This is a genomic window from Krasilnikovia sp. MM14-A1259, from assembly GCF_047159535.1.
Taxonomy (GTDB): Bacteria; Actinomycetota; Actinomycetes; order Mycobacteriales; family Micromonosporaceae; genus Actinoplanes.
In genome coordinates this window covers 2907959-2921176 of record NZ_BAAGAJ010000002.1, presented here as the reverse complement: position 1 = coordinate 2921176, position 13218 = coordinate 2907959, and the positions used below count along the sequence as shown (strand labels likewise).

General features: G+C 71.0%; 6 protein-coding genes. 5 read left to right on the top strand and 1 reads right to left on the bottom strand.

What is annotated here, in order from left to right; all coding sequences use genetic code 11:
* Positions 1-273 precede the first annotated feature (273 nt).
* Positions 274-2400 carry a PKD domain-containing protein gene (locus ACMCNK_RS12835; RefSeq protein WP_412736633.1) on the top strand — a complete coding sequence of 709 codons (2127 nt, stop codon included), beginning with the start codon at positions 274-276 and terminating at the stop codon, positions 2398-2400.
* A 42-nt stretch (positions 2401-2442) separates the two neighbouring features.
* Here the strand turns inward: ACMCNK_RS12835 and ACMCNK_RS12830 are convergent, their stop codons facing one another.
* Positions 2443-4203, bottom strand: a complete 1761-nt coding sequence (locus ACMCNK_RS12830) for a BTAD domain-containing putative transcriptional regulator (RefSeq protein ID WP_412736632.1) — start codon at positions 4201-4203, stop codon at positions 2443-2445.
* 226 nt (positions 4204-4429) lie between these two features.
* Between ACMCNK_RS12830 and ACMCNK_RS12825 the strand changes: the two genes are divergently transcribed.
* From ACMCNK_RS12825 to ACMCNK_RS12810, 4 genes are all read left to right on the top strand, one after another.
* A complete protein-coding gene (locus tag ACMCNK_RS12825) occupies positions 4430-6103 on the top strand; it encodes a multicopper oxidase family protein (protein WP_412736631.1) in 1674 nt (557 codons plus the stop codon).
* Positions 6103-6879 carry a hypothetical protein gene (locus tag ACMCNK_RS12820; protein WP_412736630.1) on the top strand — a complete coding sequence of 259 codons (777 nt, stop codon included), beginning with the start codon at positions 6103-6105 and terminating at the stop codon, positions 6877-6879. The genes ACMCNK_RS12825 and ACMCNK_RS12820 overlap by 1 nt, the downstream gene beginning before the upstream one ends.
* Positions 6880-7036: 157 nt before the next feature.
* A complete protein-coding gene (locus tag ACMCNK_RS12815; RefSeq protein ID WP_412736629.1) occupies positions 7037-12361 on the top strand; it encodes a peroxidase family protein in 5325 nt (1774 codons plus the stop codon).
* A gap of 366 nt (positions 12362-12727) precedes the next feature.
* Positions 12728-13114, top strand: a complete 387-nt coding sequence (locus tag ACMCNK_RS12810) for a DUF1801 domain-containing protein (protein WP_412736628.1) — start codon at positions 12728-12730, stop codon at positions 13112-13114.
* Positions 13115-13218: the final 104 nt, after the last annotated feature.

The window sequence follows — 13218 nt, the reverse complement described above, 5'->3', positions numbered from 1 at the left end:
CCCCCAACGGCAGCTGCCGATTGATCCCGGTTCCCCGTCACAGTCCACCCTAGGGGGTACAAAACAGGAAAACCGATGCTTCTGAGGTTTACGTGGTATTGGCGATATGCGAACTGTCAGGGGAAAACCGATGGTCTGGGACGACCTCCCGGTTCTCCGCGGCCGAACCTCAGGGGGACCTCAGCGGAACCTCAGCCAGACCTCAGCGCGACGAGACTGCCGCCACGGGTGAACCCGTCATGGTGTGCAACCCCGGAAACCCTGAGGAGTTCCATGAAGATCACACTGGCTCGCCTGCCGGTCACGCTCGGCGTGATCGCGGCGGTGCTGGCGCCGATGGCCGGTACCGCGGTCGCGGTCGCCGTGACACCTGCCGCACCCCGGACGGGCAAGCTCACGCAGGTCGGCCCGATCGCCGACCACGGCTTCCCGGCCTGGTACCGCGACAGCAACAACGTGCGGCTGGAGCTGTGCACCACCGCGGACGACCCGATGTGCCCGGCGCCCGCCGGTTCGATTCCGAACCCGGACGCGCCGGTGTCGTTCCCGGACAACTTCCCGGACGAGTCGTTCTACCAGCTCGCCACGGCCACCGTGACGCTGGACAGCGGCGCGAAGGCGGTCGTCAGCACGAACCTCGAAGCCGCGTTCATGAACGGGGCGCCCGCGCCCGGCGACCAGATGGTGTTCGGCCGGATCCGGATCCGGTTCGACGCTGCTGCCGGTGAGCGCTTCCGCATCACCCACCCGTACGGGGTCGACGACGTCGTCGCCGACGCCAAGAAGGGCGTGAACATGACCGAGGACACCGGGGCCATCCCGGGTGCCTTCGGTGCCGCCCTCAACGGCCGGGTCGGGCCGTTCCTGAAGTGGGACGGAACGAGCCCCCAGGCCCCGGCCGGCTACATCGGCAACCCCGGCATCGATCACCCGATCACCGGCAGCCCGTACAACACGAACTTCGTGCAGATCGATCAGCTTGACCCCGACACGGGGGCGTTGATCAAGCAGGTCGGCAAGACCTCGCTGTTCAGCCTCCAGGGCCGGTACGCGACGAACTCGGGCCTCGACGTCGACCAGGCCACCTACAGCCGGGCCGCGAACGGCACCGGCGCCATCGACGTGTACGCCAGCAGCGAGCCGAACCAGGTTCTGCAGATCACCGGCAACACGACGATGGGCTTCCACGACACCAAGCTGCGGGGTTCCGCGGACGGCCACTACTACGGCCGGTTCCCGCTGACCGGGACTCTGCCGGCGAACCCGACGGTCGACGTCGCCAACATCACCGACCGCCCGGCGACGCACAAGACCCGGGCCCTGGTCGACCTGGTGTCGGGCGCCTCGGCCACGTACAACGCGGACACGCAGAAGCTGACCGTGGCGGCCACCTCCAGCGACAAGAAGCTCAACCCGGCCCTGACCGCGGTCGGGTTCGGCGCGGTCACCCCGGCCGGGTTCACCGGCGTCGTGGCCCCGCCCGCCGCGATCACGATCACGTCGGCCGCGGGTGGCTCCACGACCGTTCCGGTGGTCAGCAGCGGTGCGAACTTCGTGCCGACCGCCCCGGTGGCCGCGGCGACCGCCGACACCCCGGCGCTGGTCAACCAGACCGTGCGCCTGGACGCCAGCGGTTCGGTCGGTGAGATCACCAAGTACACCTGGACGCAGACCGGCGGTGCGGCGGTCACGCTGACGAACGCGGCGACCAAGCTCGCGACGTTCGCGCCGAAGGCAGCGGGCCTGTACACGTTCCGGCTCCAGGTCGACGGCCCGGGTGGCACCAGCCAGGCGACCGTGGCGGTCACCGTGACCAACGTGACCGCGCCGAAGGCCGACGCGGGCGTCGACCAGACCGTCGTACGGGGCAAGGCGGTCACGCTGGACGGCTCGAAGTCGACGGCGGCCGAGACGTACTCGTGGGCTCAGGTGTCCGGCCCGGCGGTGACGCTGACCGGCGCATCGAGCGCCAAGCCGTCGTTCACGTTCCCGACGCAGGCCCTGCCTGCCTCGCCGGGCCCGAACGCAGGCTTCGTCTACAACAACGACCCCGTCGTGCTGGAGCTGACCATCCGCAACGCGGCCGGCATCAGCACCGACCAGGTCGTGGTCACGCCGCAGGCGGAGACGCTGTCCGGGCTCACGGTGCGCTACCGCACCGGGAACAACGAATGGCGGATCTCCGGCACGAGCAGCCTGCTCCAGGGCCAGCGTGTCGCGGTCGTGCTGGGCAGCACGCTCACCGGCCGGGTCATCGGCACGGGCACCGTGGACGCGGCCGGCGCGTTCAGCATCCGGGTGACCGGCCCGGTGCCGGCGACCAACCCGGCGCCGACGGTCAGCTTCGTCACCACGACGGGCGCCAGCCAGCTCGGCTTCGCGGTCAGCGTGACCAACTGACGGGCTGACAGAAGCACCACCTCAGCGGCGGCGGTCTCCTTCTCAGGAGGCCGCCGCCAGCTTTTCCCGCAGGTGCGCACTCGATGCGCTGGACACCTGTTCCCGGATGGCGTCGCGCACCAGCGAGCTGCGGTGCTGCACCGTACCGTCGGGTCCATCGCTGAGCAGGTGCGCGTGCATCAGGTCGTCGACCGCAGACAGCACCTCCGGCACGGGCCGGCCGGTGAGCGGGGCCAGGTCGGCAGCGCTGAGCGGGCCGAGCACCGCACACAGGCGCAGCACGTCCCAGGCGGGTTCGCGCATCCACCGGGTCCGCTGCCGGGCGATCTGCATCGCCACCGCACACGCGATCTCATGCGGGCGGTGCGCGACCGCCACCAGGGCCGGGATTCCGCCGCTGCGCTCGGCGGCCGTCGGGTCGCCCAGTTCGGCGTCGGTCAGCGGACCGAGCCGCAGCACCACCGATGTGTTCAGCGCCGCGAGCGGACGGTCGATGACCTGCGACGGGTAGCGGTAGGTCAGCACGATGCGCAACTGCGGGCAGTGGCGGCTGAGCCAGGCCAGCTCGGCGACGCCCGCGCGGTCCAGGTCGGCGGCGTCGTCCACGGCCAGGAACACGCGGTCGGGGCGATCGAAGACCGTACCGATCAGTTCCAGGTTCTCCGGTCCCAACGGCTGGTCGGGGCGGGCACCGTCGACCGCCGCGAGCACGTCGGGTCCGGCGCCGAGCTCGACCAGGGCGGCCCGCAGCCAGGCGAGGCGGAACACGCCGGCGAGCGAGCCCGCGTGCCCGATGCCGACCCGGCCGGGCGCGCGCCGGGCCAGCTCGGCCACGAACGCGGACTTGCCCGACCCGACGGGGCCGACCACATGCACGATCAGCGGCGCGGCCGGATCGAACAGCACGTCCAGCTGGTGCCGTCGGCCCAGGAACGTCCCGGGCAGCGCGGTGGTGGTGACCTGCGGCGCGGTGCGGCCGGGCCGGGCCGGGCCGGGCGGTGCCGCGGCGGGCGCAACGGTCGCCACCGGGGCGGGCTGGGTCTCGACCGGCCCGGGGAGGCGGCGGGTCAGGGCGGCGCTCTGCATCCGGATCAGTTCGGCCGACGGCGGTACGCCCAGCTCGTCGTCGAGGACCCGGCAGCACCGGTCGAAGATGCGCAGCGCCTCGTCCGGACGGTCCATGGCCACCGCCGCGGACATGGCCGCCTGGTAACCCGACTCCAGGAACGGGCTGAGCCCGATCGCCTCCTGGGCCAGCCGCAACGACCGTGCCGGATCCTCCGCCAGCGCCGCCGCGGCCAGCGCCAGCAGCGCGTTCACCGCGGCGAACTGCACCTCCGTCCGGGCGGGCTCGGCCCAGTCGGCGTACGGGTCCTCGGGGTACGGCAGCTGCCGGGCCAGCGCGAGGATCGCCGAGTGGGCGGCGAGCCGCTGCGGGCCGTCCGGCGCGAGATCGTCCAGGCTGCGGATCCGGGTCCGCAGTTCGGCCAGGTCGAGCTCGGCCCGGCTGGTGTCGAACAGGTAGCCGCTGCCGCGGGTCACGATGAACCACGACGCCGCGTTGCCCGCGGGCTGCAGCCGCCGGCGGATCATCGACACGTAGTGTTCCAGCGTGGCGACATGATTGCCGGGCAGCTCGGCGCCCCACACCGCGTCGGCCAGGGCGTCCTTCGACTGGATGCGGTCGTGCCGGGCGGTCAGCACGGCGAGCACCTGCCGGGCGCGGCGCGGCAGCTCGCCGGCGGGCAGCACCACGCCCTCGCCGTCGGTGACCATCAGTGGTCCCAGCACCGTGACCCGCATTAGTCCTGACCTCCTATGCAGGATGCAGCGATCGACCCGGGGGGCCGGATTCTGAGCCTTTCGTCACGGCCCCGGGCTGATCCTGAGGCGACCCGCAGCCGTGGCTGAGGTTCCGCTGAATATCCGTTCGGCTGCTGCGGCCGCGACGACAGGATTTCGACCGGGCCACCTCAGCGTCCGCCGCTAGCTTCTGCGCCCACCTGGTACGCGAAAACGGAGAATGCGGATGTCTGACTCAAGGCTGACCCGACGTGGTCTGCTCAAGGGCGCGCTGGCGATCGGCGGTGGCGGCCTGATCGTGGCGGCGACCGGCGGCGAGGTCATCGCCGCGTCCAGCTCGCTGGCGGCGAAGAACATGCCCACGCCGTACACGAACATGTTCCGGCGTCCGCCGGTGCTGCTGCCGTACGAGCAGGGTGTCGACGCGAAGGGCCCGTTCGCCCGGTTCGCGCTGACCCAGAAGGTCGGCACGGCCAGCATCCTGCCCGGCCTGACCACCAAGATCGCCGCGTTCAACGGCATCTTCCCCGGCCCCACCATCAGGGTGCAGCAGGGAACCCGTGCCGAGGTGCGGATCGCCAACAAGCTGACCGTCAGCCCGCTGCACGGCGGTGAGTTCAGCACGTCGACCCACCTGCACGGCTCGGCCTCGCTGCCGCAGTACGACGGCTACGCCAACGACCAGACCCGCCCGGGGTACGTGAAGTACTACCAGTACCCGAACTGGCAGCAGGCGCGCACGCTCTGGTACCACGACCACAACCACCGCACGACGGCCCAGAACGTGTTCGGCGGTCTGGCCGCGCAGTACCACATGCACGACAAGTACGAGACGGCGCAGTTGCCGCAGGGCGAGTTCGACGTGCCGATGATCGTCAGCGACATGGCGTTCAACGCGGACGGCTCGGTCGCGTTCGACCACGGTGACAACGCCGGCTTCATGGGCGACGTGATCATGGTCAACGGCGTGCCGTGGCCCAAGATGAAGGTCAAGCCCCGCGTCTACCGGTTCCGGTTCCTGGTGGCCAGCATCTCCCGTTCGTACCGGTTCGCGCTGAGCACCGGCGACCCGTTCTACGTCGTCGGTACCGACGCCGGCATGACCCCCAAGGTCAACGCGGTGTCGTCGTGGCGGCACGGCGCCGCCGAGCGCTACGAGGTGCTGATCGACTTCCGGAAGTACAAGCCCGGCCAGAAGATCGAGCTGAAGAACCTCAGCAACAAGAACAACGTCGACTTCGCCAACACCGGCAAGGTCCTGCAGTTCGAGGTCGTCGCGGACTCCGGCCCGGCCGACACGTACAAGATCCCCACGACGCTGGACCTCGGCCCGCAGCCGTTCTCGAACCGCGGCGCGATCGAGGTCAACAAGCTGACGCCGGACATGGCCAAGGCGCGCCGCAGCCTGCGCCTGCAGCGCAAGAACGGCATCTGGACCGTCAACGGCGAGACCTGGGAAGACATCGAGAAGACCAACTTCCAGCGCGTCCTGGGCAACCCGCAGCCGTACGACGTCGAGATGTGGGACCTGATCAACGAGTCGGGCGGCTGGTTCCACCCGCTGCACATCCACCTCATCGACGCCAAGATCATCGCCCGGAACACCACCTCCAACGGGCTGTCGCACGCGTGGGAGTCCGGCGGCAAGGACGTCTTCTACCTCGGTGAGAACGAGCACGTGACCGCGCTCATGCAGTTCACCACGGGCGACGGCAACGCCGGTGGCCGGTACATGACGCACTGCCACAACCTCATTCACGAGGACAACGACATGATGATCCAGTTCGCGGTGGGTGACGTGAACGTCAACGACCCGGTCGCCTCGGACCGCCCGAAGCCCGACCCTGAGGCGGCGGAGCGGCCCGCGACGTACGCCCCCGGCTACCCGCTGGGGACCTGATGGACCGCCGGAAGCGGGACAACAGCCTGCGCTGGTGCCTGGTCGTCGCGCTGATCCTGTGCGGCCTCGCCGCGATGGGCCGTTGGGGTGGCTGGCTCGCCGCCGCCCCGACGCCCGCCGCGGCGGCCGGGCCGATCAACGACGACGCCGGTGACGAGCTGGCGACCACGACGTTCGACGGCCCGATGGTGCGTCAGCGGGCGGCCATCGGGATCCTCCCGATCAAGGGCGCCGACCGTACGCAGATCGCCGCCGGGCTGAAGGCGGCGGCGAAGAAGGGCGGGTACGGCGAGCTGAGCGATGCGACGTTCGCGGTGTTCGACGCGGGGCTGCTGGAGCACATGGTGCCCGAGTTGACGCTGGTGATGCCCGAGGGCGCCTCGGTGGTGGACGCGGACCGGTTCATGCGCGACTACCAGCCCGCCACCGTCGGCTTCTACGTGGTGCAGCCGGTGCTGGTGCACGACCTGACGTTCGCGGTCGTCCCGGCTTCCGGGGTCACCCCGGCCCAGGTCCAGGCGGTCGAGGACACCGAGGGTGTGCTGGACGACTCGCTGAACCACTACGTCACCACGCTGCAGCCCTCCGGGCTGACCATCCGGTACTTCGGCGCGGTCATCAGCGACGGCCAGATCGCGACCGTACGGGAGGCCATGGGCCGGGCCGCGCACGTGCCGGCCGAGCGGGTCGCCGTCGAGGCGAGCGAGGCGGGTCTCGGCGTGGACCTGTCGCACGGGGTGCCCGACCTGCACCAGCATGCAGGTGGCCACCACTGATCGCATAGCAGGGCCTGAAGGGCCGTCCCCGATGTCGGGGGCGGCCCTTCAGCATGTCCTCAGCCGGGCGGGAGTTGGACGGGAGCCGGACCACACCGGCCCTGCCCAAGATGTACGAATTCAACGCTTTTCCCCTGACTCCCCCGGAGATGCGTCAATGAGGCTCCCCCTCCGCACCGCCATCGGTGCCCTGATCACGACCCTGGTCGCCGGTACCGCGGTGGCCACCCCGGCCGCCGCGGCGCCGATCGGTCAGGGCTTCACCATCACCCCCGCCGACCTGGCGTACATCCTCAAGCAGATCAAGATCGCTGAGGCGCACGTCGCGCACACCACCAGCGCGACCGGCCCGTGCGGCGCCCTGCTGGGAGCCGGGCCGGACCAGCTGTCCAACCCGACGCTCTCGCTGGGTCTGCGCACGGTCGACGGGACCTGCAACAACCTCACCGGCGGGCAGGAGAAGTTCGGCGCCGCCGACCAGAAGTTCCCCCGGCTCGCGAACCCGACCTTCAAGGCCGCGGAAACCGCACCGGCGGACATGTTCGGCCCGGGCAGCCCGGCGATGTCCACCACGTACGCCGACAAGCGCGCCAACAACACCGTCGTCGACTCGCAGCCCCGGCTGATCAGCAACCTGATCGCCGACCAGACCGCGAACAACCCGGCCGCCGTCGCCGCGGCCGGAAAGCCGGTCCGTTCGCAGAGCGGCGCGCAGGCGCCCGCGACCGACGGCGGCACCCTGTTCATCCCGAACGTCACCACGGACATGGGCCTGTCCGCCCCGTACAACTCGTGGTTCACGCTGTTCGGGCAGTTCTTCGACCACGGCATCGACCAGACCGTGAAGGGCGGCGGCACGGTCATCGTGCCGCTCAAGGCCGACGACCCGCTGATCGCCGGCCCGGACCGCAAGCCCGGCACCGCCGACGACCCCAAACCCGGCGACGCCAAGTACGTCCCGCCGTCCATGCGCTTCATGGTGCTCACCCGGGCCGCCAATCAGCCCGGCCCCGACGGCAAGCTCGGCACCGCCGACGACGTGCAGGACGCGGTCAACACCGACACGCCATACGTCGACCTGTCCCAGGCGTACACCTCGCACGCCGCGCACCAGGTCTTCCTGCGCGAGTACGCCAACGACCCGCAGGGCCGCCCGGTGGCCACCGGCAACCTGCTGTCCGGCCCGCTCGGCGGCATGCCCACCTGGGCGGACACCAAGCGGCAGGCGGCCGAACTGCTCGGCCTGCAGCTCACCGACGCCGACGTCACCGACGTGCCGATGATCCTCACCGACCCGTACGGAAAGTTCGTGCCCGGCCCGGCGCGCGGCCTGCCGCAGTACGTCACCCGCTCCGGCCTGATCGAGGGCGACACCGCGAACCCGGTCCGGGTGCCCGCGGACACCCTGCACTTCGACACACCGTTCCTGACCGACATCGCGCACAACGCCGACCCGAGCCCGGTCGACACCGACCACAACCCGGCCACCGCGCCGGTCGCGCCCCGCGCGGACGACGACCACACCGCCAGCGCCGACTTCGCCAAGCAGCCCGCCGGCACGTACGACGACGAGATGCTCGACGCCCACTACATCGCCGGTGACGGCCGGGCCAACGAGAACATCGGCCTCACCGCGGTGCACGACATCTTCCACTCCGAGCACAACCGGCTGGTCCGCGACATCGAGCGGGTCCTCACCGACGACGGCACCGCGCTGGCCGAGTGGCAGATCGGCGACGCGTGGAACGGTGAGCGGATCTTCCAGGCCGCCCGGTTCGTCAACGAGATGGAGTACCAGCACCTCGTCTTCGAGGAGTTCGCCCGCAAGATCCAGCCCGCGATCAACCCGTTCGCGTCCACCCAGGCGGAACTGAACCCCGCCGTGTACGCCGAGTTCGCGCACGCGGTCTACCGCTTCGGCCACTCCATGCTGGACGAGAGCATCGCCCGCAAGCACGAGGACGGCTCCGACGACTCCATGTCGCTGCTGGACGGGTTCCTCAACCCGCCCGCGTACACCAACGGCGGAACGCTGACGCCCGAGCAGGCGGCCGGCGAGATCGTCACCGGCATGTCCGGCCAGGTCGGCAACGAGCTCGACGAGTTCATGACCGACACGCTGCGCAACAACCTGCTCGGCCTGCCGATGGACCTGGCCGCGATCAACATCGCCCGGGGCCGCTCCGAGGGTGTCCCGTCGCTGAACAACCTGCGGCGGACGCTGCGCGAGAAGACCAACGACGGCCAGCTCGCCCCGTACACGAGCTGGGTCGACTTCGGTGAGCACCTCAAGCACCCCGAGTCGCTGGTGAACTTCGTCGCCGCGTACGGCCGGCACCCGAGCATCGTCGCGGCCACCACCGCCGCCGCGAAGCGGGCCGCGGCGCGCGCCATCGTCGACCCGCAGACCGGCGACACGCCTCCGGCCGACGCTGCCGCGTTCATGAACGCCACCGGCGCATGGACCACGACGACGTCCGGGCTCGACGACGTCGACCTGTGGATCGGCGGGCTCGCCGAGGTCACCAACCCGTTCGGCGGCCTGCTCGGCAGCACGTTCAACTACGTCTTCGAGCAGCAGCTCACCCGCCTGCAGGACGGCGACCGGCTGTACTACCTGGCCCGTACGCCCGGCATGAACCTGCGCGCCCAGCTGGAGGGCAACTCGTTCGCCGAGCTGATCGGGCGCACGACCACCGCGCACAGCCTGCGGGCCGACGCGTTCGCCACCGCCGACTGCACGTTCGAGCTGTCCGGCCTGGCCGGCACCCCGGCCGGGTACGACAAGGACGGCAACCTGGTCGCCGACGACCCGGCAAGCGCCTGCGACGAGCGCGCGCTGCTGATGCGGATGCCCGACGGCACCCTCAAGTACCGGGCCCGCAACACCGTCGACAAGCCCGGCATCAACGCCCAGTCCGTCTTCGCCGGAACCGACGACCGGGACCGGGTCAGCGCCGGCAACGACAACGACACCGTGTGGGGTGGCGAAGGCGACGACGTCATCGAGGGCGGCGCGGGCAACGACATCGCGCTCGGCGGCGAAGGCGACGACGTCCTCACCGACCTCGGCGGCGACGACATCAGCAAGGGCGGCCCCGGCAACGACGCCATCGACGCGGGCCCCGGCCTGGACGTCGTGCTCGGCGGCGACGGCAACGACTTCACCAACGGCGGCGCCAACACCAACGAGACCTTCGGCGGCGAGGGCGACGACATCATCAACGCCGGCGAGGGTGACGACACCGTCTGGGGCGATTCCGGCGACGACTGGGAAGAGGGCGGCAACTCGCCCGACCTGCTGCAGGGCGACAGCGGCAACCCGTTCTTCCTGGACGACGCCAACAAGCCCGGCAGCGACGTACTGATCGGTCAGGGTGGCGACGACACCTACGACATGGAGGGTGGCGACGACATCGGCGTCCAGGGCCCCGGCGTCGAGAAGTACGCGGGCGGCTCCGGCTACGACTGGTCCATCGCCTCGCGGCCCGAGCAGGGCGGCGACGACCAGCCGATGGACGCCGACCTGGCCCTGCCGATGCTGCCCCGGGGCACCCCGGTCACCGGGATCCAGGACCGCTACAACGAGGTCGAGGCGCTGTCGGGCGGCGTGCACGACGACATCCTGCGCGGCGACGACGTGACCCCCTCCGTCGGCGACGGCACCGGGTTCCTCGGGTGCGACGCCCTCGACGCTGCGGGCATCGCCCGGATCAAGAATCTCGACCAGGTCGTCACGAGCCTGCCCCTCCCGGCCGCCGCGGTGAGCAACCAGACCGGGCGCCCCTGCGACCTGCACGGCAACGTGTGGGGTGAGGGCAACATCCTGCTCGGCGGGCCCGGCAACGACACCATCGAGGGCCGCGACGGCGACGACATCATCGACGGCGACCGGTACCTCACCGTCCGGCTCAGCGTCCGCGACGCCGACGGCACGGAGATCCGCACCGCGAACAGCATGACCGAACTGCAGGCCGACGTTTTCGCCGGCAAGATCAACCCCAAGGACATCGTCCCCGTACGGGAGATCCGCACCGCCACCGACGGTGGGGTGGACACCGCGGTCTTCTCCAGCAACCGCGACCAGTACGCCATCACCCCCGTCAGCGACGCCCTGATCGTCTCCGGCCCGGACGGCACCGACACCGTTCGCAACGTCGAGAAGCTGAAGTTCGCCGACCAGACCGTCCCGGTCACCGCCGCGACCGCGGTCACCGCGGTCACCGCGTTCGCGGGAGACGCCGAGGCCACCGTCCTGTGGACCGTGCCCGTGGACTCGAGCGGGGCGATCGTCACCGGCTACCAGATCGAGGTCAACGACGGCACAACGACCCGGCTGGTCGATGCGCCCGCCACTGCCACCAACACGGTCGTCACCGGCCTCACCAGCGGCGTACCGGTGACCTTCCGGGTCCGTCCGGTCACCGCCGCCGGTGCGGGCGACTTCAGCACCGCGTCCGAGCCGGTCACCCCGGCGGCCGCACCGGACTCCCCGGTGATTCCGGTCGCCCCGGACGCGCCCGCCATCGGCACGGCCTCGGCCGGCAACGGCACCGCCGTGGTCCGATGGACCGCGCCCGCCCGCACCGGCGGCAGCGACATCCTCGGGTACGAGGTGCAGGCGCTCGACGCCGAGACCGGCATCGTCGTCGACGTCGACGTCGCCGGGCCGGACGCCACCGCGCTGACGTTCAGCAGCCTGGTGCCCGGAGCGTCGTACGTCTTCTGGGTCCGCGCGGTCAACGCCGCCGCGGCGAGTGAATTCTCCGCGACCTCCAATGTGGTCACGGTGAGCACCGGCGGCCCGGGCGCCCCGGCCGACCCCGGCACCCCGGCGGACCCGGGCACGCCGACTGCACCGCCGGTCACCCGTACCGTGCCGGGCGCGCCGACCCTCCGCCAGGTGTCGGCGGGCAACGGGCTCGCCACCGTGCGGTGGACTGCGGCGGCGCAGACCGGCGGCGCGCCGATCCTGCGCTACGAGATCCAGGTCCTCAGCGTGCGCGGCGCCCAGGTCGGCCCGATGCGGATCGCGGCACCCTCCGCGTCCGCCCTCACGGTGACCGGACTGGGCAACGGGACCGTCTACCGATTCCGGGTCCGGGCGGTCAACTCGGTCGGCGCCGGGGCCATGTCGGCCACCTCGGCCGAGGTCTCGCCGCGGGGCCTGCCCAGCGCGCCGAGGACCGTGACCGCCAAGAAGGGCGCGGCCGGTGGCAAGCTGACCGCCACGGTCCGGTGGAGCCTGCCCGCCTCGGGCGGCGGCGCGAAGATCACCCAGTTCCGGATCACCCGTCAGCGGCTGGACGCCAAGGGTCACGCGTACGGTGCGCCGATCGTGACCGTGGTGTCCGGTGCGGCCCGCGCGATGTCGTTCACCGCGACCGGAGTCCGGGCGGGCACCCGCTACCGCGTCACGGTGCAGGCCGTCAACGCGGCCGGCGCGGGCCGGGGCCGGGGAGTGACCACGACGGTCCGGTAAGGCAGAACAATACTGATCCGGCGGTGCTGTGTGGACACAGCACCGCCGGATCCGTGTTCCGGGCCCGGTCACGGCAGGGCCGTCATCCTGCCGTGACCGGGCGCCGAGCTCAGCGGTAGCGCATCACCTTCCCCACGGAGAATGTCGCCCTCGGCCGGCACCACGTCGGTCGCGGCTCTCTGATCGGTCCGCCGGGGCCGGGAGGCGAGAAGTCTGACCAAAAGAAACCTCAAGAACCCGCGGATCGAACGGGACACCAAACTCAGACCGGCACGAAGGCGCCGATCCGGGCCGCATCCTCGTCGTCGGGGCGTAACCCGGGCTGCTGAGCCCATTCTGGCCGCACCCCCGGTACCGTGCGAAGGCGTGAGCTACCAGAAGGATCCGCGGGTGGATGCGTACATCGAGGCGCTGCCCGGCTGGCAGCAGGCGATCTGCCGGGAGGTGCGCGACCTGATCCACGCCGCCGATCCGGAGGTCACCGAGACCATCAAGCGCACCGACCGGCCGTACTTCGTGCTGCAGGGCAACGTCTGCGCGCTGCTGGCCGCGCGCGACCACGTCAACGTCTTCCTGTACGACGGCGCGATCGTCCCCGACCCGGAGGGGATCATCACGGGCGGGCACGACAACAAGACCGCCCGCACCGTGGCCGTACGGCAGGACGAGCCGATCAACCGGCGGGCGTTGACGGCCATGTTCCAGCAGATCATCGCGAACAACCGGGCCGGAGGCTGGCGCAAGCTGAAGTGAGGGCCGCCCCACGGGACGGCCCTCGAATGCGGGGAGTGGTGTCAGCCGACGGGCAGGTGCCCGTTGATCAGCGCCTCGGGCGAGGCCGGGACCACGATCCTGCG